A 24,014-nucleotide genomic window follows, 5' to 3' on the forward strand; every position below is an offset into this window, starting at 1 on the left:
ATAAGATTCAAATAGAAATGAGGGTTGCCAGGCCCATTAGAAAGGTAATGAATTCTGTTCAGGAAGTGGTTGATTGATAAACTTTACCTCTATCTTATCATGGATTGCTCAAATCAGTATCGCTATTTTATTGGCGTTGACGTATCAAAAAGTGAGTTAGACTTTGCGGTGGTCGAAGCAAATCAAGTACTTTTTCATGTCGAAGTCAGCAATGACAAAAAAGGAATCCAAGCCTTCTTTCGCCAGCTCAAGGATTTGAACCAAGGTGAGATTAAGCATAGTCTTTTCTGTCTCGAGCATACCGGAATTTATAACAATCCACTCTTATCATTTCTATTTCAAAAACAAGCGTCCGTCTGGGTGGAGAAGGCTACCCAAATTCGGGAAAGCATGGGCGTGAGTCGAACCAAGAACGATAAAGTAGATGCTATCAAAATTGCCCGTTATGCTTATAAAAATAGGGAAGACGTGCAGCTATGGCATCATAAACGAGATGTGATTGAACAATTAGATCGGTTAACCGCTATGCGCAAACGAATAGTGAGTGCTATCCATATGCTTAAAGTACCACTCAACGAATCGGCCGAGTTCGTCACTAAGAAGGCATCAAGGAGCGATACCAAGGCCTGCACTCATTCATTACTTGCCCTGCAAAAAGACCTGAAAGGAGTCGATATTGCTATTAAGCAAGTCATCAAGTCTGATCCAGCATTGCATGAATTATTTGAAATTGTTACTTCCATCAAGGGCGTTGGTATTACAGTAGCCACTGAAGTCATCATTACGACCAATGAGTTTAAAGATATTACCGATCCTAAAAAGTTTGCCTGCTACGCTGGAGTCGTCCCTTTTGAGCAGAGTTCGGGTCGCAAACGAGGGAAACCTCAGGTCAGTCGGATTGCCAACAAAAAGGTAAAGGCACTCTTGCACTTGGCGGCTTTATCAGCCAGTCGTCACTCGGAAGAATTTCAGACCTACTTTGACCGCAAAGTATCGGAAGGCAAAAACAAGATGTTAGTGCTCAACAACATTCGTAATAAAATTGTATTGCGCATTTTCGCTTGCGTCCGGCGAGGTCAGAAATATGAAAATTTTTATCCTTCCCCTGTTGTTTGAGTCATAGAAATCTACGGGCGGAGTGGTCAACGTTAATTGGGCCACCAGCGGGGCTTAATAGAAGTACGATACGCACTCGTCTCACAAACAAAGCAGGGCAACAGCGGATCAACCGTCACTCGAAAATAGACCGGATTACCCTGAGCCGCTGACCGATCAACTAGTAATTAGGCTTCCGATTCGCCAGTTGCTCCAAAATAGCCATATGCCAAAGCACCAACCTTATTAAGGGCATGAATATTACCGCTAACATTCTGCGGGGCTGTGTCAAATTGGCCTCCAGTATTGGCTATAAGTTGAGCCGTTCGTTTAAAAAAACTATATACGCCTGCACTCAGTAACTGCTGTTCTACTTCAAAAAATAAGGTTGCCCCCATCATACGTGACTTGAGGAATCGGCTGCCGACTAATCGAATGACCATTAATAGCTATATCCGAAGCGATATTAACACAGTTGCTGTAACAGTGGGTAATATCCCAGCAATTTCGACAACAACTGATACCCGTACTTGGATTACCTGTCACGGTGGCGCAATAATCTAGAAATTGATAATGGGTCCACTCCCAGCGATAAAAATCACCTGTAGTAGCCAGGTCTTTGGTGTCGACGAACACATTCCACAGATTGGCCTTGTCATTGGTCAACGCGATGGGATCATATTGATATTCATAGTAAAGTCGATCAATGGGCGGACAGTCTTTCAAGCGTTCGGGATCGGATTCATATAGGGTTCCATCCTTGGTTTGAATCAGCAATTTGTAGCTGCGCCCAACGACTCCCTGGAAATCCCCTGGTTTCGTCCTGTAAACGCCAGGGGTTTGTTGCTGTAACACTTCCTGATTGCCCAGCGTATCCCCTATTGTCACCAACGCTCCGGTTTCCAACAAATTGAGACTGGTTGAGGAGTAGTCAGCCGTTCGGCTTAGGGAGTGCTCGCTGAACTGTGTCAGCGAGCACTCCCCCGCAGCCACGCCACTTATACAACAAGCCAGATTACAGGGTAAACCTTATCGAAGTGCGATAGTAGTCTTTCGCTTAAGTTTAAATAGGCCATCTACTTTTAGCTTGTAAAGGGTAGGCCAATTTTTACCCGTTATGTATAAGTCAGCTTCTTGAGGCCGGTAAGCAATCCCATTCAAGACATTTTCTTTGATATCTACTTTTTTTAGTGAACAAGCCAGGCACAACCGAACTTGTCGCGTTTGATCAGCTGTGCAGTAGTGGAGGAATTCTAAATGCTTACAAAGCTTTTACAGTAGCACTTGCAAAAGATGCTAAACAATCCCCTGCAAAAGTTCATCGGTAAAAACAATACAATTGGCCAATTCATCAACTAATAAGCCGAAGTTGAACAATTAATATTTGTTACTTCTATATTCTTCAGTATGTTTGGTTATCTACAGAGTTGTAGAAACCTATCGGGGGATAGAAAACGAAAAAAGGGATCTCAGACGTGAAAATTCCATTTTTTTGCAAATACTCTTTAAATCCGCCGACGCTCCAACTACTAATCCTGCTCATCCAGGAACTGATTCCAGTCCTCGTCATCGTCATCTGATAATTCAGTATCATATTCTGCTAATTCCCTAAATCCAATAAACTCAAGTTGCCCCACCAGCCAATACCGTGTCAATTCAGGCGACATGAGTTCACCCGTTTTATTAACGTGTATCCACAAGGCCCGGCCGTAGTAAACGGCTCCAGTTTCGCGCCATTGCCAGCCTGGTGGCAGGGGCGGCTGGGTAAGCACATCACCATTCATAATGGCCCGATCACCGCTCGGCTGATGCAAAAAAAAACCAATTTCAACGGTACCGACCCAACGGCTGATATCCGACAAGGAATCCGTTAGCTCAATTGGATATACCGATTCCAGGTAAGGATCGATTAGCCAGGCGGAAAATAAAGGCTGCATAGTTGCGGACGTTTTACAGGCTACTAGACGATTATAAAAGTAACGATGAGCGGCAATTACCTGGTGAATAAAGGTCCTAAACGAACTTAACGCGCAGTCGAAAATACCACTCGGTTTAGGGTTTGTCTAGAAACACTGATTACGACCGTCTTATTCGATTTGCTGGTACTGGCTTATCGGTAGTGACCGCTGGCTTCACTCCTTCTTTGGGATCGACGGGCTTACCCGATGGAGGGACTGTTTGTGAATTTTGCGGCACTGTTGCTGGTGTATCTTTCCGAATTCGCTTGGCTCCATCTTTTGGTAATTCATTATTGACAGCTCCCTTCTCATATTGATGCAGCGGTAATCCCGTTGGCCCAACCTTCACGGTTGATTTTTGATTGGCTATGGCAGCCGGGTCGTTTTTGAATTGAGACTGTAATTTTACTAGCCACTCGGGTTGAAGCGTAATGGGTTCATGTTGCCGGTTCTCAGGTCGGTTAGCTCTTATTTTGTCAATTTCCTGCTGAATCTTATCGGCTTTTACTTTTAAGTCATCATTAAAATCTTTCTCCACCGAGCGGTTCACGTAAAAGTGATTGTCCGTTAGGCGGATTTCTTTGGTTAGATTTTCCGCCCGTATCAACATCGGTCTGTTATTGGGAATATCGACAGTAATTTCAGTATCGCCCAAATACGTTTTCCCCACTTTAACTTTAGCTTTCGTCTCGTCAACTAAATGGCCCTGATTCATAACCGAAACAATTCGCTGGGTTAGCTCATCGGGTGATTTACCCGGAGGGGATTCCACGCCCTTAGGCAAGGTTAAACGTAGCTGATTTGGATTGCCTGTCTTTTGATTGCCCTCCGTCATATACGCTTGCCAGGTCTGGTCCGGTTGACCAGGTAATTTCAGGCTACCCATGTATTGAATATTAAAGCGTATCCCCGAGAAGTCATTATCGTTAGCTAAGATGAATCGTTCTGGTTTTATGGTATCAATGATTTTTTGCAACGTAGGCAGTTGCAGACCACCGGGCTGCCCTCCTGTCGATACATAAAGCCGATCGCCGGCTTGACGAGGCGGATGTAGCTGGTAGTGAGACAGGGCGTCGATAGGGTTTTCGGTAATAACAATTTCCCGGGGTTTTACGCCGGGAATAACGTTGGATAACCAGACACTATCGTGCTTGGGAGAGACGAGCATATTATGACTGGCATTGCGCGTGTTAAGGGTCACGATGTGTTCCATATTACGCATCGGGAAGGCCGTGTTGATGCCGGTATAGCCGTTTTTCGTCTCAAACGGGCGTTGCACGATCTGGCCTTTGAATTCTGGCGCATCGATGGTCTTGTCGTCAATATGACGACTATATAACCAGTTGCGTTGGTGCAGTGGCTCGATATTAAGCAGTCTGGCCGTTGTTGTCTCATCCAGCCGACGAATGTCTTTCAAGCCAATGGGCCGGATCGACTCATGGGACGTATAGACATTACCGACCAGGGGGCTAAGGTGAGCATGTAACTGTTTCCAACCATCCCGGCTCCCCAGATCCAGGTTTAATTTATTGGATACCATGTTGATGATCGTTCCCCGGTCGCGGTTATCCTGAAACGATTTATAGGCATAATGTCCGGTTTCCTGTACCCGGTGCACGGTGATCTTACGCCCGGTGGATTCCTCTTCCAGAGCCGCCCAGTTTTTACCGTGTTTCCCCTTAATCGGCTGCCAGCCCTGATCAATGAGGTAAGTCACTAAATTGATATCCGATTTATACCGATCGGTGAGTGAACGCTCCTCGGCAACCCGACGATCGTAAGCATCTTGTCGGTTGGTTCGTTGGGCTTCCTGCGGTTGAGTTGACATGGCGATTCAATTTATAACAGGGAAAAAAGGACGGGATGAAGCCCTTACGGACGATGGCCTTTAGGCGGCTTCACGTCTGTTTTGGGTTTACTAACTTTAGCCTTTGCTGATTTGGCCTCTGGACTGGATTTCACCTGGGCTGGTTTGGTTGTTTGTTCAGGTCGTTTGGTATCCGACGCCGTCGTTGTTTGCTTTTGGGCTAACGGCGGGATGGGACGGGCAGCTGTCTGGAGATCAGTTGCGCTGGGGTGTAGGTCAACTTTTTTGTTCAGCGCCTTGATAAAATCAAGGTTCAAAAGACGTTGAACGGAATCGGGTATTTGTTGAAGGATAGGGAGGAGCGGTTGATTTTTTCCAATCGCTTTATCCAGTTGCTGACTGAGTTGAAGTAAAGCTTCTGCTTCAGTTTTTGTGGCCATGATCGGTAGCGCGAATAACTTACCGGTTTCGGGAGCCTGAGCAAGCTGGGGAAGTTTTATCGATAATACGTATTTAGCGTTATCGGCCTGCGGGATGACCAACACTTCGACCCCATTCGGGTGAGCTTGCGTTGTTTGCCTTATTCCCTTCTCGGCGAAACGCAAACTATCCAGTAATGGCGTAGCCGAAGTAGACCGTTCACCAGCTTGTGAGGTAATGAACTGCCGAGTTTTTGGAATCTGTTCAAGCTTGGGTGGCTTGATGCGTTCAAACTTAAACCCTCTCTTCGAGGCTGCCAGACGAACAAAGGCCGAAAACGTCTGGTCATCTTTTTTCATGTTATTGATGCGAATTGAGTACCCTTCCCGTAACCGCTCTTTGGCCGACGGATCAATGGGTACGCCCAGCAACTTATCCGGTATCGGAAATTTATCGGTGTTGATCACCGTCATTTTTTGCGTTTCCGGATTAATACCAATGATGCCTCTAAAGGGTTCATTAGACGTTGGGTCGATGAGCTGAACGGCGCGCCCCATATCTCCGTACCGCTGGAGATTTTCTTTATCACTAGGGCTAAATTGGTGACCCAAGTAGTTATCTCTCAGTTGTAGCCGCGCCTGCACATGCATTACGTTGATGGATAAACCCCGCGTTGGATGATTAATCACGCTGAGCTTGGCGGCATCGCCATCCTTTAACGGAATGATGTTGGTTTGTTTACCGTCCAATAATTTTTTTATCTCAAGGCCGACTGGTGCAGAAACTAAATTCGACGATAAGTCCAGGTGAGCAGCTAGAACTGGACGCATCTGTTCTATCGTATAGCGTTTACCTATCAACGTAGATACATCAATTGGAGGAGTATTCTCGACGGTGCTATCCATTCATTTAATATTTTGTATATAACGTGAAATTACAAGCTCACTCGTTTATAATAGCGTTTTATACCCGTTTCCTACCGTATCCCGCTTTTGTCGAGGCAATCGGTTCAGTCCGTTTCGTATTTTTATCCGTCTTGGCTACGGGCTCATTCTGGCGTGCGGGGCTTGGCGGGGTAGCCGTACGCGCGGGCGTTCTACCCTCCGACAACGACGAAAATTTTTGATCAGCTCGTTTAATTTCCTCTGCTGTCGCGGTTTTTTTGGGCGGCAGTACTACCCCATTCTGTTCCTTTCGATAATCCAGAATTTCCATTTTAGCCTGCGCTCTTGGACTTTTCAATTCCTGGCCATGGGGGATACGGTTTAGGGGCCTCCATTCTACCGGTGAGTCACTCGCCTTATTTACCCGAATCATATCCTGATAGGTTAGTGCGCCCGCTGGCTTGCGAACGACCTGGCCTTTTTCATCCTTTGCCGATACTACTGTTTTCTTCCATTGTTCGTCGGCCGCCTGACGAGCAACCTGTTTGGGCGTTAAATCAGCGGGTTGTGGCGCATTTCGTTGCGTATCTCGTTTTTCCTGCAGGGCGTTGAGAGCCGCCTGGTTGACAGGCGTAAATTTCAGCCCTCGTTTATGGGCGGCCACCTGAACGTCGGCGGTAAAGGGCTTTCCATCCAGACCCGTCATGTTTTTTACCCGGATGACTCCGTGGTTTTTCAGCGTCTGTTGCTGTTTGTCCGTAATGGGCACGTTCCGAAGAACGGTTGGTGGTACGAATCGTTCTTGCCGAAAGACAGTCAACCGATTTGTCTGGGGATCATAGCCCACCATTCCCATAAACTGTTGATTGGTCTCTTTATCCGTCAACGGGACGGGGCGGCCTAATTCACCGGTTCGTTGCAGACGGATGTGGTCTTCATGCGTGAGCTGGTAGCCCAAAAAGCGGGGAGCCGGCGTTCGTTCTAGTTGCCGTGGAATCATTTCAACCCGGGGACCTTTACCCGGATCGTCATAGACAAATAAACGGCCCTGCACCGGGGTAGTAGTCCCGTTGCTATCCGTTTGATTCAGGGTTAGGCTGGATGTACGCCGGGCATTTAATAGTTCGCGCATATCTTCCGGCGATAAGCTTTCCTTGCGAATGCCCAGCGGTTTAAGCTGCATTTCCAGCTGCTCCCAAGTGAAGCGGTTTCCGGTTTCCAGCGGACGCGGGTTAAGGGGTTTTTCGACCCTGTTTAAGCTGTTATAATCTGTAGAAGCCATGGTGTCGGTATTGATTACAATCGTTAAGAGTGACGGCGAACCGTGGGTTGTTTTGGCCGGTCCGCCGGTGCGGTTGACTTTACGGAGTTGGATGGCCCTTTTTTCGCTTTGGTCGAATCCGCGTTTTGCCGTGTGTTACCAGCCGGTTTTTGCTCAAGATTACCCGTCTGGTTTTGCGTTATTCGAGTCGATCCATTTTTTGAAACGACGCTGGTATCCGTTTGGGTCTGGGGCTGGTAGCGGGCTTTGGCTTTCTCCAGTTCGTGAGGCTTGGCTTCCTGTAGGCTAATTCCACCGATTGGCGGATTTCTTTCCAGTTTCGTCAGTAATCGGGCCTGTTCGGACGGTGATAGAAGTGTATTGTCCTGAGGTTTCATCGTAAGCGGCATGTATGCCTTTGAGACACCATCGTTTTTGACAGCAATGGAATCCGAATAGGTCAGATCTTTAACTTTTTTACGCTGCTCGGCTCCATCCCCCGTTTTTACGTCGAGGGTCGTATTGAGCCACTTCTGATTGTTCTCTGGCGTCAGCGATTTTAGATAAACAACAAACCCTTGATTCGGCTTTTCCCCACTTACCGACTGACTTTGCAAAGGGCCTTGTTTGATGTTTTGTGGGATCGTTTCACTCTGTTTTTTGCCGATACGATCCAATCGAAACTGGCCCTCCACCGCTGAGAATTGTAGCGTTGCTGCATAAGGCTTTTTAGTATCGCCTTGCAGTCCCGTTAATGTGATTTGTTTACCGTCGCGCAGCAGCTCCTGCTGCTGGGGGGTCAATGGCTGACCTTTAACCTCAGCGGGCACTTTTATAGATTCTTTATCAATGGTGCGCAGTAGTTTAGCCACCGGATCATAACCGACCAGAACTTCCCGTTTAGTAGCGGTTTGAGCATCTTTGTACTCAACGGGTCGGTTAGCCATGCCTGTCCTTTGCAACCGCATAATGTCTTCTGTATATAAGTTAAGCCCCTTCGGTACAGACAACGAGGTTTTGAGTTGGAGCGGCTCAATATGAACCTGGGGCCCTTTACCCGGAATCTCAATGAGAAGTAGTTTTCCCTGGGCTGGGGCTACTATACCGTTTTTATCCTTTATGGTAAAGGATACGTTTGGGTGCGTAGCATAGCCATCCAGTAATAATGCTTTGTTCATCGGATCAATTGATTTTTCTGAAATGCCCAGTTTATCCATCTGGGGCTTGATCTGTTCCCAGCTGTAGCGCTTTTCCTGGTTGACGTAGGCGGCCTGTTGCCGAAATGTTTCAGGTACAATGGGTTGGGTATGGGTTTGTTTATCTGAGACCTGGCTATGAGCCGTTGCCGCGGATACGGTTGGCTGATGAGCTGCCGTTGATTTGAGCCCATCAGTAGCTAATACCTGTGCCGGCGGATTAGTAACAGCAGTTGTTGAAATAGTTTCTGAAGGTCTGGTTTGCTGACGCGACTCTAACCGATCGAGCAGTTTTATAGCCAGCTTGTCCAAAAAATGATCCATTATCCGGGACACCATCGATTTTGGCCCAGCTTCAGAAGCTGCGGATTGACCGTTTTGACGGATGGGGTGATCTACGCTTAATTTCGGTCCAGGCCGCTCTGAATCGACTTGTTGAGACCGGGCATTTGCGCTTGCCGTTGGTTTTGGGTCAATCGGTTGATTGACTGTCACTTTCTGAACGTCGGCCTGGTTGATCCCTGCGGGACGCGTTCGCCGATCGAGTTCCCGAATTAATTCCTCAAGTGACAGCTGATTGGCTTTTGATGAACCATCCGGCGTAGTTGGCTCGTCGGTTGCCTTCCGTTTGAAACCAAAGTTCTCTCCCTTAAATAGTTTGTCCATCAGGTCCTGAACAATTTTATAATTATTCAGAAAATTGGACACCATACCCCCTTCAGTTAATTTCAATTGAAGGATTTTCGTTAATAAACCCCCTGATGATTCTCCTTCATCAGCTACCCGTTTGGCTGGTGCCGTAGTAGGCCCTTTTTCGCCGGGCAGAGGCAATGATGCATCCCCTTCCGCTGCTGGACGTCCAGGAATGGCTGGCGATTTTACCGAATCAAAAGCGACATTAGCGGGCTTGCCGGTTAATTCCTTAGCATCCTGATCCGTCGGAGAACTTACTGCCCGTTTCTGATCCTGAACAGGTTCCGTTGAATCGAACGCTTTTTTCAGGCGCTCTAACAAATCAATGTTCTTTACCGCTTCGCCCGGTGGTGGTAATGTTAGCGGCGTTTCTCCCGATTGATGATTCCGAACCACATTCATCAAACTAACCATATCAATCGGGTTGCCAGGTCCGTGCTGTACGACGGCTGGAAACTGTTGAGTTGTTTCTTTCAACTCCATCAAGTAGTCCGTAACCCGCAGCTGTACGTCAGGCTGTCGGGTCGTATCTAACTTTTCGACCAATTGATGCATTTGATGCCGAGTCGTCTTTTCGTTGAAAATCGCTCGGGATATTTCCTCATTGCTTAAATAGTTATCGCCTTCAAGATACTGTCGCAATTGATGAGCGTGGGCGGGCAATGCCAAACTCATTTCCGTTGTTTGAATACCCTCTGCTATCCCTAACTGCGTGGCATCGGACCGGCTCCGTTCACTGGCCATGTCAACGCGCCAGCTTTGTGAATCATTTGGCAATAGTCCTTGATCCTTCAGGCCCTGACGAATCGGCTCATCTACTAAACCCGGTAGTTCAATACTCCGGGTATAAAGGAGTTCGAACTGGGGATACATCTCCCCCTTACGAGCTAACGTCGTATCAACGACTGCATCACTAACAGGCTTTAGCGCATGGGCTGGTAGTTCCCCTGCGTAATCGTTTAGGTAGCCGGTTATTGAGGCAGGAATCTGACCCCGTTGAAGACCCTGCTGCTCAGCTTCTGATAAGGGATTTTGCTGCTGTTGAACGCGTTGCTGGCGAAATGGCTCCAGCAATTCCTGCATGATCGGGTCCTGCGTGTAAAGCACGGTTCGTAAATCATCGGACGGCCGGGCATCCAGGGGCTTTCCCAACGCGGCTGCCCGTTCCTGGGCGGCCATATCATTATTGATGATTGTTGCCAAGGGAACGTAGAGATTGGTCGGTAGTCGATTGTCATTTTCCTGCCGATACGTTAAAATCGGCTGGGGCAGTTGGCCACGCTGGGCAAAAGCCGACAGGTCAGCAACCGTGAGGTCATGGGCGGATTCTGGCACGGGTTGAGGTTGCATCTTGGATCAGTACGTTAAGTGATTCATGCGAAAAAATGGTCAATAACTAATGAAGATGTAATAATACAATACAGAAAGTTTGATAACTTTGAGAATGAAAATCATTTTTTTTTCGGTCACGTTCTGACACTTATGAACCACTCGCTTGGAACTTTATTTTTTTCCTTTTGTATTGGCTACGGAGGGGTACTTGGCACGGCTCAGGCTCAGGTAATTTTTAAAGTTGATTCACCCGTTAAGCGCCATCAGAACCTGATGCCTAAGCGCCAGGAAGCTGTCGAACTCGACGAATCTATGGCCGTTGATGTGGACTCTGCAGACAATCCAACACCTGAGCAAAACGCAATCGGTAACTCCCCAAAACAGGATAGTCTTGATGGATACGGGAAGCAATTTTCCCCTCCCTTAAATCGTCCGATTAACCCCAAACAACGATTTTTGGTAACCTACATGGGTAGCCCCCTGAAAAGCGATACCAGTTCTCAAAGCCGGTATCGATTAGCGCCTATTGAGTTTAATGCTGCCGATTCAAGTAAACGGAATTCATTGGCTAATCGGACTCTGGCCCCTCGACGGTTTGTGGATCAGGATTCGATTATGGTTGCGGTTTTGGAGGATTCCCTACGGCGTATTCGTCAACAACTGATACCTCTTGGCCAGACAACTAAAGCGTCGGCTAAATCAGCCTTTGATTTATACCGGTCCATTCCGTCAATATTACCCGTTCGACTACGCTCTTATGAAGACTTCCGGATTTCGTCTGCGTATGGCCTACGCGTTCATCCGATCAGTGGTCGTTTACAGAATCATGCCGGTATTGATTTACCCCAACCTCGCTTTACGGCGGTTTACGCCACGGCCGATGGCGTTGTTGACCGGGTCGTCTGGCAACCTGCCGGGATGGGGCTGGCTGTTTATATCGTACACCCTTCAGGGTATCAAACTGGCTACGGTCACCTCGAAGACCATTCGGTACTCGTGGGAGAAGTTGTTCGCCGGGGACAGGTAATTGGCCGGGTTGGATCGACGGGCTTAGCCACGGGGCCGCACCTTCATTACACCGTTTTAGCGGGAACCCAACCTGTAAATCCGGCCTCGTACTGCTTTTTGCTGCTAAATGCGTTAGACGAATCTAAATCCAGCGTTTCCCGTTCCGGCCGGTCATCAGGTTATCAACGGAGAAAGTAGCCTCCTTTTTCGATTGACCGTAAACGCATTCCTACCGGATAAACTATACCGTTGGTTTACTAAAGTGTCAACGAGTGTTTTTCGGGCTTCGACGTTCCGATGCTGAATAAAAAAAGGCACTTGATCAGTCAAGTGCCTTTTTTGACAGGTTTTTTTCGAATTAATTATCCACGGCGTATTCATCGTTTACTACGTCGTACTCCTCTGAATTCTCATGGTCGGCTTCTTCATCGGCCGCTTCTCCCGTTAAATAATTGGGATCAGCGGTGCGCAGATCTCGTAGCAAATGACTGTTCGGCCCCTGACGAATAGCGTCTAATTCTGTTTTAATCAGATTCGTTACCTCCGTCTTGACTTGTTTAAACTGCTCGTTCATCATCTCCTGCACCTGTTTGTCACTCAGGTTTTCGTAGGCTTTTAAGGCCGGTATTTCAGGGAGCTTACTTAGCTCATCGATCATGTCTTTATCGACGACGATCTGTGCATGAAATATTTTTTGCTTGATGGTTGCGTCAAAGTTGTCCGCTATCGATCCGACAAACCACCCTTGAGACAGGTTGCTGATCTTACTTTCGGGAATGACCGAATCCATTGCCGTCGAAAAATTAGTCGTCGTTTCTTTCTCGGTCACGTTAAAACTTTGACGCTGCTGTACATTTTTCCCAAAACGGCTCGATAAATTTTTGGCCGTTTCTCCAACAACCTGTCCACTGAATATGTTGCCAATCGTGTTGAAAATTGCTTTCGCTTCTTTATCTCCGTAATCCCGTATGAGCTGAGTTAAATCCTGCAACCCTAATAAGGTAGACACTTTATTAGAACGAGCCGTGGCAATCAGGTTATCTAATCCTCGCATATAAATGGTCGGTAGCTCATCAACGATGATGGAGCTTTTTAGCCGGCCTTTGCGGTTTACAAGCTTGATAAGGCGGGCATTGTAAAGCCCCAGGGCTGCCCCGTAGACCGACTGGCGGTCAGGGTTATTACCGACACAAAGAATTTTGGGGGCATCTGGATTATTAATGTCCAAGGAGAAGTCATTGCCGGTCATTACCCAGTAAAGACTCGGGGACGCCATGCGCGATAAGGGGATTCGCGCCGATGCAATTTGACCTTCCAACTGCTCTTTTGCCCCGTTTTTCAGGGCGCTGAAGAACGGCTGAATTAAATTTTCGAGTTCAGTTTCAGCCGCCATCAATGGAAATATCTCTTCATAATCGTGATTGGCGAATTCAATAATGTGCGGAAACGTACAGTAATTGATATGATCCGCGACCCCTGGCTTTTCCCGTTCCGATTCAGGTAGTGTTTCTAAATAAGCTTCTACCTGACGGTCATTGAACCGTTTCATGTACCAGATGCAGGACATTAGAAATGTTATCGGTGACTCGACAAAAAAGTCGCCCTGCTTCTGTAACCAGCTTTTATTCAGATTCAGCAGGATAGTAGCACTAGCCTCCTGGGCATCAATGATGTCTGTCATAAGACGGGGTAAGAGTGGATTACACCGATGAGAGCGCCGGGGGTCGTCAAAATTGATGGTGTAGAACCGGGGTACTTTACCATACATCCTTTCATATACATCCTGGTGTTTGAGTAAGTAGAAATAAGCGATGCGCGACAAGTCGGGAAATTTGAAGTCGTAGATAAACATCGTAAATCCTTTTTGTATCTGCTGGCGAATGTAATTATTGACCACAGCAAAGGATTTACCGGAACCGGGCGTTCCCAGTACCATCGCAGCCCGAAATACATTGACCACATTAATCCATCCCTTGTAAAGCTTTTTTTTGTAGGTGAACAAGGTGGGGATGTTTACGGAATATTCATTATCGACCAACACGGTCTCTTGCATGAAGCTCTCATTCTCTTCATTGAATGGGTCATCCCCCATTTTTAAATTGATGATACTATCGGCAATACCCGCAGCTTTGATGAGGGTTAAATAACCCGACACGGTTGTTAGGACGTACAACAGGTTAATCAGATTGTAGCTTAGATTTCGAAGAGTCAACAGAAGTGCGCTCCCAAAGTAGAGGAGAATACCAATCAGTCCGTACAGGAATGCATCATTCCAGGTAGCCGTAATATTCTTTTTGGACTTATTTCCCAGTACATAGACGAGTAATAAAAACAGAGCTGCCAGCTTGGAATACCACACTTGCTCAAATACGTGCGTCGAACTGTTTAAAGAGCGAATGAACCGATCCAGTAAGCCAAGGGGTATACCTAACTGCTGAAAAACGTTGTTACAGAAAACGTAAAAATGAAATAAGAGGACTGCATACCCCATGAACATGATTGTGTTCAGGATACCTCTATACTCTTTATCCTGTTCTTGTGAATTAGCCATGACAATAAGATCTGATTTGAATTAGAATTAAGATTAATCACGCAGTTGACTAGCCAGATGGCTAGGCTCAAGGGTTAGCGCAACTTGAGGCGCTCACGTTCCTGCTGAATTAAGTCAGCGACCTCCCGTTGAATTGTCGCCATATGCTCATTCAATCGCTGGTCAAGCTGCTTATCAGTCAGCGTAGCCAGTTCAGGATTTATGGGTAGTTCAGCGAGGTTTAGATCAGGCTTTACCTTATGGGCAGTCACCTGAGCGAAGAAAACGGGTTGCGTGGCAGGCGCATCAACCAACGTAGCTACTACTCCGGCAAAGCATCCATAGGGTAAAGCTCCTAAAGTGGCGGGTGATATATGGGGTGATTGCGTTGCGTTCTCTTTTGAAAAAAAGGACCAGCTTCTGGGTGGTTTTACAGCTTCCAGGCCCTTAGTCAACCGATCAGCAATTCGTTGAGCTGACGTGCCCAGCACTTGTCCGGCTAGTATCGTTCCACTCATGGTAAACAGAGCCTGAGCTTTAGTCTTACCATATTGGTTTTCAAGTTGGGTTAGATCCTGAACCGATAAGCAAAGGGCAATTTTATTAGACCGGGCCGTGGCTAATAGGGTATCAAATTCGTCTATATAAAGGGTAGGAAATTCGTCGAAGATCAACGCACTGGGTCGTTGATGGGGATGATTGACCTGCCTGGCCATGAGGTGTGAAATCAACGCTAATGGAACAGAAAATAAGTGGCCCAATGCGGGATCGTTTCCCAGGCACAGTATTTTAGGATTGGTCGGACTATTGATATCTACCAATGCTTCACTCCCTGTCATAATCCAGTAGAGCACCGGATTTTTTAGGGTGGACAGGCTTAGTTGCATCACCGTCAACAGCCCCTCCATGTGTTCACGCGTATCATTTTCAAAGATGCTAGTTATTCCCTCTATCAAATGGGCCAACTCGGGCTCGGCATTGAGTAACGGAATGATTTCTTCGTAAGGGCTTGTTGCAAATTCAATGATGTGGGGTAAGGTGCAGTAGTTGAAGCGATTTGATTTATTGGCCTCAGCTCGTTCTTCAGTTGGCAACCTATCTTCATAATTCGCTACCTGCCGATCGTTGTAGAGCTTCATGTACCAGATACATGCAGTTAAATAATTGATCGCAACCTCAACGGAAAAGTCTCCCTCTGCCTTCAGAATCCAAGATCTATTTACGTTATACACTAGGTTTTTAGCGGCGAGGAAGGCATCGAAACTATCGGTGAACCGCTGGGCCAAAAATGGATTACAACGCGACGAATAACGGGGGTCAGTAAAATTGATGGCATGAAACGAAGGGCTTACTCCTAATTGGTTCGTCGTTTTTTCCTGATTGGCTATGTAATGCATATAGGCCAGCCTGCTTAACTCAGGCGATTTATAATCGTAAATGGCCATCGTGAATTCCTTATCCAAAAGCTGATGTACAAAATTTTGGACAAAGGTTTCTGTTTTCCCTGATCCGGGTGCTCCTAAAATCATCGTACCCCGAAACGGGTTTGTCAGGTTAATCCATCCTTTTCTGACCTGCTTCTTATAGCGCCAATGGGTCGGAATATTGACCGAACACTCATTGGCAATTCGGTGGGTTTCCTGGCTGAAATAATCAATCAGCTCGTCGGCTTGTGTTGCTGAATTCATCATGATACGTTGGATTAAAACTGGAGAAGATAAAGTGATTCACTACGGCCAAACACTAGGTACATTGGTGAACTGGTCTGTAGATTTAGTTTAAACAGGTCGGTACATCCGACAGTGAAGGGGCTGGTTTTAATGGTTTGACGGGCTTTCGAGGCCCTCTCGAACCAGGCCACCCTGACCAGTGAGGGGAGAGATTATAAGCTACACACCGAATCGATAAAAGTGCATCCTGATACGCTCGACCATCCAGATGAAATCTTGACATAAAGTAGTTGGTTGAAACAGTCTATAATTCAGGTGAATCCTGCATCTCAACTATAGACTGTTTCAAAATTGACTCTTGTCAATCACATATCATTTGAAGCTATTACATTATTTTTTTTTCGGTCACAAATATTAAAAAATAATCAGTGCTTACGGCCTCGACGTCTCACGGGCGTATGCTCGCCGACTCGTCTTTTCTTGGGCCGAATGGCACTAGCCGACTCACCCAATATATCCAAGAGTCCTTTCTGGGGAGCCTGGTTTTCAAATCGGTCCAGCAGATATTGTAAAGTGTCACCGGATGAAGATTGCTTCAGCATAGCTGTACTAGTTGACAAAGCGAAATTCTGTGGACTGGCGAGTAGTGGTTGCGAACCTGACGTTTGTTCCTTGGTCGGCTGACGATTCGTTCGTGGTTGACTCACGAGTTGATCCAATAAAAGTTGGGGCTCTCGAATTCGCGATAAATGAGGAAACCGGTCATGGATTCGGTTAATCAATAAATTGATTTTGCCGGGTTCAACGTCGCTATCGACGGCCCTGGCTAATGACCGCATCCGTTGGGCGGCAACCGAATCGGGCGCTGGCCAGGCCCCTTCGAGCACATAGGTATTCTTTCCCGGTTGAGAAGGAAACTGGCGGCTGAAGGTTTGCGCAATTTCGGGCGGCACCGCTACGTAGCTGGTGGGGTCCGTTTTATAGTGTCCCATTCGGAATACCGGTTTGTTGGTAGAATCAACTTCCTGTTTGATTAAGAACCCCCGTTGATACAAGGCTGATAGATGCCGCCGGGCCTCAAAAGGCCGTGTTGTACCGGGATCGCCGAATTGTCGAGTGGTGTCGCTTAAAACTTGGCTTCCCCGTTGTTCATTGTACCAGCGTTGAAAGGTTGGCAGCATCTGCTTGAGTAGGATAGTTTCTACGGCTGGCAGCGTTAGACTGGCCACTTGCTGACGAGTTAGACTGGAGAAATCGTTGCCTTGACTGATGGCCCGTAATAGGGCTTGATCGGCCGCGTTGAGACGGGGGCTTATAAGATCATTAGAGGCGGGACGGCTAAAGTAAGTTTGTTCGGACGGTGTTAAGGTATAGTACCGGCCGGGATGGGTTGAGTGTTCACCTTCTTTCAGCCGCACTTGCCCAGATTCAGCTCGTTGCCAGACCAAGCCTAGTTGCGTGGTAATCTGGTAGCGTTGCTGTGCAGTTAAATCCGCTTGTTGCAAAAGTCTTACCAGGTCCTGGCTTACGGTGGATACTGGTTGAGGGATTACTGGTTTGGTTGGTAAGCTGATCTCTTTGTTTGCTTCCGGCGTTGCATTTTTCCCTGCCGTTGATTCCAGTTGAGCCTGTAGCTGAATTTGTACCCTCATGGCTTGCTCCATCACCGAACCCGAACCCGTTGCATAATTGGTCTGACGATGCCACCGGCCAAGCTCTCCCTGCATTAGTGCCGTATTGTTGAGGTCTATTGCCTGGCTCATGGAAACCAGACTGCGCCCCGCCGACGATTGCAAGGTTTGGGTTTGATCCGCTAGCGTGGGTATGGACTCTTTCTGTAATCGACGAGCCAAGGCATCTGGCATGGGAGTAAATCCGTCTGAGCGGGTTAAATAGTGTCCCATTCGATAGGCACCACTGGCTAACGCGTCGATGACAAAACCTCTGGCCTGAAGTTGAGGAAGTAGGGGTTTTTGGTCGTTCAGGTAAGTACTTACCTGATTGGCATAGGATTTATTTAGCCCAACGGCGACATGGTCAAATTGCGGGCCGATGGCCGCTTTGAGGTGAGCTGCCGATACCTGGTAAAAGCTGATTGGGTCGGGGGGCAGTTGTCCACTGGCTAACGCCCCATACAGCAATCGTTCCGGTTTAGTTAGACGACTTCGAAAGGCCAGTGACGGCCCCTGATCCTGTTGTAGCTGTTTTTGAACAGACAAGGGTATAACATAACGTAGCTGTGCGTCTTCCCGGTGGCTCAGCGTACTCTGATTAACCGTAAGTACGAAATCAGCGGCGGCCAGAAACGCCCGTTTACTGGTTGCCGATAGTGGAAGTTCGCTGGCCAGCGAAACGAATTGGCTGGCGGTCTGGCTAAAATAGGCCTCTTCTTTAGACCGGATCTCGGGTAATTGACTTTGTTTATAGGCTTCGAATTGAGTGACTGCCTGCCGGGCGGATTGGGGATTTACCCCTTCCTCTATTAACAAGTCGGTCAGTGGCTCATGGGGAAACTGACGGATGAGTTGGCTCTCAAAAAAGTATGGCTTTTTGCCATCAACGCCTTGCTGCCGTACCTGCTGGTAAAAGTGACTAACACGTCGACGCAGAGCGAGCTCCTGGGAAGTTGGCTCCGTCTTTTGGGTTTGTCCATTTGTCGGCTCGGCGGACTCGGCTGAGCGCTTAGTTCGTGGTGGTAGATCGGTGGTGCTTGAGGAGGATGCCCGAACTCGGTTTTGAAGCGTGTCAAGCCGAACACTCCGGTCAGTGAATGCGGCTCGTTGAGCCAAGCGGGTATAGGCTGGTCCAAGTTCATTTTCATCGTATACATTGCGACTTTTATGATCGACGTACACGTATTGCTGTCCCGTATCGATCACCTGAATTCCGGCGCTTCGTAACTGAGTTTTAAAATCCGCTTCACTCAGTTGGCTGTACGATCCCAGACTGTTGTGAATCCGTTGCCGCGTAGCTTCTTTACCACTGCGGATGCGGGTAGCGTTCTGTTTGAACTTGCGCTCCAGTCGCTCATAGGTCGGTGCAAACGCAAAACGACTGGCTTTGATAGCCGGACCGATCGCTTCCCCCCGTTGATCGTTCGGCCCATTGTGTAACTGAAACGTAATGCCCTGGTAGGGCCTTCCGTCAGCTGCCACGCCACTTAACTGATTCATCTGTATCCGGTGCTGGTGAAGAAACTCGGAAAAGGTCAGCACATTGGAAAAATTATAATCCGTCAGGGCCGTACGAACCACGTTACCGATTGCTTTTTTAGCTTCGGGTTCTTTAAAGATTAAAACTTGTTCGGGTAATAACCCACTCATCAGTACTTGCTTGCCTTGCTTCTCAGCTTCAACCAGGCCGTATTCTTTTTCCAGCGCCTGGCGAATGGCATTACTACGTCGCTGCTGATGGGAATCTGATATGCGATTTCCTTCATGGTCAATCGACACGGAGACAATATGAATATGGGGATGATGGGTGTCTTCGTGACGATACACTAGGTAGGGCTGTTCACCATAGCCTAATCGTTGCATATACTGCTGACCAATTAATTTCAGCTGATCATCACTGAATTGTTCACTCGGATGAAAGGCCAAGGAGGCATGGAAGGTGGGTTTGCTGATACGCGTGTTGGTGGCTACATAACGTTCCAGGACATTGATTTTTTGATGCACAGAAATCGCTTCCCGCTCAAACGTTGTCGAGTTATAGCCGCCAATAAAACGGGCATCTCCGTTGGCAACTTTATGCTCATTGTAAAGAACGGCTCCAGACGGTCTTGCCCCAACATTGATACGAACTACCATGAGATTAATCGGCTAAATGTCCGTACGTAGTTTCCAATTGTGTATAGAGTTGTTTTACCTGTTGAGTGAGCGCTTTCAAGTCGTCAATCAAGGGTTCCTGGCTTTTAAACTCATCACCTAGTTGACTCCATAATTTAAATTGATGGAGTCGCTTGGTTGATTGGTTAAGGTTGTTATTGATCTGTGAAAGCTGGCGTCCTAGATGGTCCAATTTATTCAAATGATATTGCATAACTGGCAGCTGGTCTGGTTGTCCAGAAGTACCCTCTTTTTTAGAACTGGAAGCTTTGGGATTTGAGGCCCGAAAAATTTGCTCTTTAGCGTATTCACTTTTGGAAATTTTTCGACCGGCTATGTAGTGTTTGAACGCCTGCGTAAACGTCTCTGACTCGCCGGTGGTCATGTATACTTTCAGAATAACGTTGGCCTTCAACTGGTCTTCTTTATAAGGACCTGGTGGCTTTTTAGAAACTTGTCGGGGTTTCTTTACCTGTTTTTCTTCTGGCTTGGGTTGAGCTTGGCTGGTTGATTTCATCGGCTTACAGCTAAATAGTCGTGTCAAAATGTAGTTCAGCTTACTGCTTTACGAACCTCGATTGCGAATGGATTACCGAAGCAATTGGGTAAAGACAATACCGACGAATGTGTTAACGAGTCGGTAATTGTCGGTTTTTTAGCCTCGCAGAGCAAGATTCGGTTTTGGGGCCGTTGATTCGACCAAAGGAAGAATTACGGGCCCGTAAACCACATCTTGCTTTCGCAGTGGCGAACCGGTTTTCGGGCGAGAAAAGCCCCCGATGGGCGAAAAAGTGCAAAAACCGGTTTTACCTAAGTTATCCGGTAGAATTTTATAATCATTCAGCATATGGGTGTTTCTAAACAGGGCCACTAATGACTTTGTGCACGGCGAATAACGCTACAAATATCTAATGGAAATAAATATTAAAATACATGTATATTCAAAATATGCGACCGAAAAAAAAATAATTTATAGACTGTAGTGAGAGTTAAAAATAGAGTCTACTATTTTGAATAAAACTAGAAACCACCAAAAAATGTCGAATCCAGCAAATTGGAACGGTGACCGTGATCCAACGGTAGCCGAGGTCTAACGGTAACCGTGACCTAACGGTAGCCGAGGTCCAACGGTAGCCGAGGTCTAACGGTGACCGTGACCTAACGGTAGCCGAGGTCTAACGGTAGCCGAGGTCTAACGGTAGCCGAGGTCTAACGGTGACCGTGGTCCAACGGTGACCGTGGTCCAACGGTGACCGTGGTTCAACGGTAGCCGAGGTCCAACGGTAGCCGTGACCTAACGGTAGCCGTGGTCCAACGGTAGCCGAGGTCCAACGGTAACCGTTAGCCTACTGAGGATGCAGAAAAGGTAGTGAAGCTAAATTTCAATCACAGATGTCCAAAATTTTGGACAAAGGGGTCATGCATTTTCCTGCTATCTGATCATGAGTATCGCACTTTTTAAAGCAATTAAGCCAGCTTTTCACCTATTAAACATTTAACAACTTACAGATTATGCCCAAGCTAGTCAGTTTTGTTCAGCAGAAAGGAGGAACCGGAAAGACAACGATGACGATGTTGACCGCCGGTTATTTCCACGATAATGGTGCTAATATCATTGTTGTGGATACGGATTACCCTCAACTCAGTTTTGTCCGGATACGGCATCGGGATTTACATAATTTGTCCGAGGAAGATGCTCAAAAACGTACGGGGGAAGAGATTTTGCAAGAACAGGGAAAAAAGCTTTACCCAATAATAAGTTCAAATGTTAACGAAAGCGCGACCCAATTAGGTGTTATAAAAACCTCAGCTGAATTCCAATTCGTGTTTTGCGATTTACCTGGTACGTTAAATGTGTCTGGTATACAAAAGGTTTTTAAACTGCTGGATTATATCATCATCCCCTGCGAGTTGGAAGACAAATCGATTATTGCAGCCTTAGAAACGATGGACGTTATCCGTGGATTTAACCCTGATATACCTATCGGATTTGTTTGGACAAAAATTAAGCGGAAACATAGGGTTGCCGAACGACTCGAATATGAAGCTTATATCAAGTCTATGCATCCGGTACACATTTTTCAATATATCCTCTACGATACAGTTCGAGTAAGCCAGCAATTGAATACGCTAACTTCACAACCGGATACCATTCTTGATTTTGTTTCAGAATTAACCGGTTTAATCAAAGGAAATCTTGTCCATCATTAAGTGGAGGCACTATGAAAAATAGACCAAAATCATTTCCTGCAAGTAGCACGTTCAACGAGTTTTTAACTCAGTTAAAGGAGGAGGATCGAGTATCTAATTCTGGTGAAGATATTCCATCAACGGGTTCCCAATCCTTGCATAATCCTATCGATAAGAATGAAAGCTCAAATTCAAATCGTGTCGATACATCTTCCGATGATCAAGAGAAGGTCAATAAAATTGATGCTTTTAGTCAAGAGATTCACACAGAAAAGGATGTCGAGACTAGCCCAAATACTAACAATGTTATATCAGTAAACTCAACTGACCAGATAGCTGATTCGTTAGTTAAAACAGAGTCAGTTAAGCGGACACGTAGCAACAGTCATGAGGTATCAGCGGCAAAGTCAGTACCTACTTCCTTAGCAGAACTGACTAAGTTGTTAGAAAATTTACCAACGGCTCAGGTTACTCGTCAACGGTTCAGTCGGGATGAAATGCAAATACGGCTCTCTGCCGATCTAAGCTTAGCCTTACGTAATTTCTTACCTTACCTGTCGCTAATCAATCCCACTTCTAATTTCCATATTGATGATTTAGTTAATCATTTAGTCCGTCAATTTGTACTAATTAATTTGGAGTCAATCCAGCAAATGGGGAATAGATTAGCCAAGGCAGAAACCTCTCGCCAACTTCAGATTAATGAATCGCTTCGATCTATCGAGAGAAAGTAACCTATCCAAAATATGCAATTATTGTAGCACTGTTTTTTATAGTGTAGTTGACTCATCTTAAGATTTTAAGCTCATGAATTTTTTGGGATTTATTGCTATTGTCATTGCCGTCACTGGTGTTGTCTGGCTGCTCCAACTCCTCTTTCAGGATAAGGGACGAATCGATATTAATCTGTCTGTTGGACGCCGAAGCTCATCTGAATTAGGGCAGGTTAAAGGAGAAAAGGAAATCGTCGATCCAGTGGCTAAGTCGGCAGAAAGTCTATCAATTTTAGGTGATGTTGTCTTAACAGCTGGTGGGCCACTTTCTCAACGAACCTCTAGCAACTCTCAGCTTGGCCAGACTGAATCAGCAGGGGAATTAGCTTCTGCGACTCATACAGCTCCCAAACCAAACAGTGCAGATACATCTGATCCCTCACCAGAAGATACCTATATCAATCAGGCACTCGCTGATGAAACATTTGAAGATTATACAACTGAGTCGATCTTAAAAGAAGACCAAGAGGGTATTCGTACTCCAGCCTTAGGACAAATTAAACTTTCGCCGTTTGCCAGTATTACCGATCAACTGCCGGCAGAGAGTTTTGCGAAGCCCCAAACGCCTGAACAGATTGAAGCGATGTTTGATTTACTGCGCGAAAGTACGCGCCGTATCGAACAACAAATGATGGCCTTGTATGCGGTCGTTAGAACGCAATCCATGCATCCAGCGGGTGAAGTAACGTCTATAGAAACGGATGAATCAATCAATGGCCAGGGCAATAAAAGCCTGCCACAGGAGGAAACCGGGGTAAATGTGTATGACTTCGACGACGATGAGGCTGCGCCCGATAATGCATTTGGTAGTGGACTGAATCAGCAGTTAGGCGGTTTAACCGATGAAGCAGAACGAGGGGTGGAGTACCTCACCCTGGAAGAGCTAGGGGGTGAACTTCCCGCAGATGCCTGCAAGACCTACGATTTGTCCGAGATAACGGAACCTGTAGAGGATCAACCCAAGGAGCTACTACCCTATTTGGCTAGTCTGAATAGAACCGGAGAATTAAGTTATGACATTGTGGAATCAATTAAGAAAAAGGAACCGACGAAAGTGGTTCGCCACCGAGTTCGTCAACTCATCCGGGCGATCGATCACTACCGCTTAAACAATGATTCTAATGCAGCGATCCGGGTGACAGCCGTAATGAGCCAGCTGCCAACTGATTTAGGGAAATACGCTCCCGCTATTTATGACATTGGCCGTAAGTTTGGCTTAGCAGCACCCGAAGAATTGGCAGAGCCTGTAGAAGCTGACGAAATAGAAAATGATTAATTTTTAAAAAGTGTGACCGAAAAAAAAATAATCAAAGGGTTTGGTTCTTGGGTAGTTCTGAATGAATACTTTTGAATTAAGATAGACGGGGGTC

17 protein-coding genes are annotated in these 24,014 nt (G+C 46.6%); 5 read left to right on the plus strand and 12 right to left on the minus strand.

Annotation, left to right across the window (positions count from 1 at the left end; all coding sequences use genetic code 11):
- The first annotated feature begins 99 nt into the window (after positions 1–99).
- Complete coding sequence (locus CWM47_RS21480; RefSeq protein ID WP_100990247.1) at positions 100–1,116, plus strand: IS110 family RNA-guided transposase; 1,017 nt, start codon at positions 100–102, stop codon at positions 1,114–1,116.
- Positions 1,117–1,283: 167 nt separating this feature from the next.
- On the opposite strand, the gene CWM47_RS21485 is transcribed toward CWM47_RS21480, so the two are convergent.
- The 8 genes from CWM47_RS21485 to CWM47_RS21520 form a co-directional block, all read right to left on the minus strand.
- Complete coding sequence (locus CWM47_RS21485) at positions 1,284–1,496, minus strand: hypothetical protein (protein WP_157816033.1); 213 nt, start codon at positions 1,494–1,496, stop codon at positions 1,284–1,286.
- On the minus strand, positions 1,471–2,088 hold the full coding sequence (locus tag CWM47_RS21490; RefSeq protein ID WP_157816034.1) for a DUF4249 family protein: 618 nt from the start codon (positions 2,086–2,088) through the stop codon (positions 1,471–1,473). Before CWM47_RS21490 ends, CWM47_RS21485 begins: the two co-directional genes overlap by 26 nt.
- A gap of 36 nt (positions 2,089–2,124) precedes the next feature.
- The gene (locus CWM47_RS39825) at positions 2,125–2,304 is read right to left on the minus strand and encodes a glutaminyl-peptide cyclotransferase (RefSeq protein WP_262511975.1); all 180 of its coding nucleotides are present in this window, start codon (positions 2,302–2,304) and stop codon (positions 2,125–2,127) included.
- Positions 2,305–2,624: 320 nt separating this feature from the next.
- Positions 2,625–3,032, minus strand: coding sequence for a hypothetical protein (locus CWM47_RS21500; RefSeq protein WP_100990250.1), 408 nt, complete (start codon positions 3,030–3,032; stop codon positions 2,625–2,627).
- Between the two features lie 139 nt (positions 3,033–3,171).
- Positions 3,172–4,881 carry a toprim domain-containing protein gene (locus CWM47_RS21505; protein ID WP_100990251.1) on the minus strand — a complete coding sequence of 570 codons (1,710 nt, stop codon included), beginning with the start codon at positions 4,879–4,881 and terminating at the stop codon, positions 3,172–3,174.
- A 44-nt stretch (positions 4,882–4,925) separates the two neighbouring features.
- Entirely contained in the window at positions 4,926–6,110 is a 1,185-nt protein-coding gene (locus CWM47_RS21510) for a DUF3945 domain-containing protein (protein WP_157816035.1), read from the minus strand.
- A gap of 133 nt (positions 6,111–6,243) precedes the next feature.
- Entirely contained in the window at positions 6,244–7,446 is a 1,203-nt protein-coding gene (locus CWM47_RS21515) for a DUF3945 domain-containing protein (protein ID WP_100990253.1), read from the minus strand.
- Between the two features lie 23 nt (positions 7,447–7,469).
- On the minus strand, positions 7,470–10,664 hold the full coding sequence (locus tag CWM47_RS21520; protein WP_100990254.1) for a DUF3945 domain-containing protein: 3,195 nt from the start codon (positions 10,662–10,664) through the stop codon (positions 7,470–7,472).
- 132 nt (positions 10,665–10,796) lie between these two features.
- Between CWM47_RS21520 and CWM47_RS21525 the strand changes: the two genes are divergently transcribed.
- Complete coding sequence (locus CWM47_RS21525; protein WP_206170534.1) at positions 10,797–11,852, plus strand: M23 family metallopeptidase; 1,056 nt, start codon at positions 10,797–10,799, stop codon at positions 11,850–11,852.
- A gap of 160 nt (positions 11,853–12,012) precedes the next feature.
- Here the strand turns inward: CWM47_RS21525 and CWM47_RS21530 are convergent, their stop codons facing one another.
- The 4 genes from CWM47_RS21530 to CWM47_RS21545 form a co-directional block, all read right to left on the minus strand.
- The gene (locus tag CWM47_RS21530) at positions 12,013–14,205 is read right to left on the minus strand and encodes a YWFCY domain-containing protein (RefSeq protein WP_100990255.1); all 2,193 of its coding nucleotides are present in this window, start codon (positions 14,203–14,205) and stop codon (positions 12,013–12,015) included.
- A gap of 74 nt (positions 14,206–14,279) precedes the next feature.
- On the minus strand, positions 14,280–15,875 hold the full coding sequence (locus CWM47_RS21535; protein WP_100990256.1) for a type IV secretory system conjugative DNA transfer family protein: 1,596 nt from the start codon (positions 15,873–15,875) through the stop codon (positions 14,280–14,282).
- Between the two features lie 404 nt (positions 15,876–16,279).
- Positions 16,280–19,663, minus strand: a complete 3,384-nt coding sequence (locus CWM47_RS21540) for a relaxase/mobilization nuclease domain-containing protein (RefSeq protein ID WP_100990257.1) — start codon at positions 19,661–19,663, stop codon at positions 16,280–16,282.
- Positions 19,664–19,667: 4 nt separating this feature from the next.
- A complete protein-coding gene (locus CWM47_RS21545) occupies positions 19,668–20,198 on the minus strand; it encodes a hypothetical protein (protein ID WP_100990258.1) in 531 nt (176 codons plus the stop codon).
- Positions 20,199–21,193: 995 nt separating this feature from the next.
- On the opposite strand from CWM47_RS21545, the gene CWM47_RS21555 reads away from it, so the two are divergent.
- The 3 genes from CWM47_RS21555 (at position 21,194) to CWM47_RS21565 (ending at position 23,920) form a co-directional block, all read left to right on the plus strand.
- Positions 21,194–21,892, plus strand: coding sequence for a ParA family protein (locus CWM47_RS21555; RefSeq protein ID WP_100990260.1), 699 nt, complete (start codon positions 21,194–21,196; stop codon positions 21,890–21,892).
- Positions 21,893–21,903: 11 nt separating this feature from the next.
- Positions 21,904–22,605, plus strand: a complete 702-nt coding sequence (locus CWM47_RS21560; RefSeq protein WP_100990261.1) for a hypothetical protein — start codon at positions 21,904–21,906, stop codon at positions 22,603–22,605.
- A gap of 73 nt (positions 22,606–22,678) precedes the next feature.
- Positions 22,679–23,920, plus strand: a complete 1,242-nt coding sequence (locus tag CWM47_RS21565) for a hypothetical protein (protein WP_100990262.1) — start codon at positions 22,679–22,681, stop codon at positions 23,918–23,920.
- Positions 23,921–24,014 lie beyond the last annotated feature (94 nt).

Source organism: Spirosoma pollinicola (assembly GCF_002831565.1).
In the GTDB taxonomy this organism is placed as follows: domain Bacteria; phylum Bacteroidota; class Bacteroidia; order Cytophagales; family Spirosomataceae; genus Spirosoma; species Spirosoma pollinicola.

Coding starts and splice junctions, on each gene's coding strand:
- CWM47_RS21520 (WP_100990254.1), bottom strand. CDS start 10,664: ATGCAACCTCAACCCGTGCCAGAATCCGCCCATGACCTCACGGTTGCT.
- CWM47_RS21485 (WP_157816033.1), bottom strand. CDS start 1,496: ATGATGGGGGCAACCTTATTTTTTGAAGTAGAACAGCAGTTACTGAGT.
- CWM47_RS21510 (WP_157816035.1), bottom strand. CDS start 6,110: ATGCGTCCAGTTCTAGCTGCTCACCTGGACTTATCGTCGAATTTAGTT.
- CWM47_RS21505 (WP_100990251.1), bottom strand. CDS start 4,881: ATGTCAACTCAACCGCAGGAAGCCCAACGAACCAACCGACAAGATGCT.
- CWM47_RS21535 (WP_100990256.1), bottom strand. CDS start 15,875: ATGATGAATTCAGCAACACAAGCCGACGAGCTGATTGATTATTTCAGC.
- CWM47_RS21540 (WP_100990257.1), bottom strand. CDS start 19,663: ATGGTAGTTCGTATCAATGTTGGGGCAAGACCGTCTGGAGCCGTTCTT.
- CWM47_RS21525 (WP_206170534.1), top strand. CDS start 10,797: ATGAACCACTCGCTTGGAACTTTATTTTTTTCCTTTTGTATTGGCTAC.
- CWM47_RS21555 (WP_100990260.1), top strand. CDS start 21,194: ATGCCCAAGCTAGTCAGTTTTGTTCAGCAGAAAGGAGGAACCGGAAAG.
- CWM47_RS21545 (WP_100990258.1), bottom strand. CDS start 20,198: ATGAAATCAACCAGCCAAGCTCAACCCAAGCCAGAAGAAAAACAGGTA.
- CWM47_RS21530 (WP_100990255.1), bottom strand. CDS start 14,205: ATGGCTAATTCACAAGAACAGGATAAAGAGTATAGAGGTATCCTGAAC.
- CWM47_RS21560 (WP_100990261.1), top strand. CDS start 21,904: ATGAAAAATAGACCAAAATCATTTCCTGCAAGTAGCACGTTCAACGAG.
- CWM47_RS21500 (WP_100990250.1), bottom strand. CDS start 3,032: ATGCAGCCTTTATTTTCCGCCTGGCTAATCGATCCTTACCTGGAATCG.
- CWM47_RS21480 (WP_100990247.1), top strand. CDS start 100: ATGGATTGCTCAAATCAGTATCGCTATTTTATTGGCGTTGACGTATCA.
- CWM47_RS21515 (WP_100990253.1), bottom strand. CDS start 7,446: ATGGCTTCTACAGATTATAACAGCTTAAACAGGGTCGAAAAACCCCTT.
- CWM47_RS21565 (WP_100990262.1), top strand. CDS start 22,679: ATGAATTTTTTGGGATTTATTGCTATTGTCATTGCCGTCACTGGTGTT.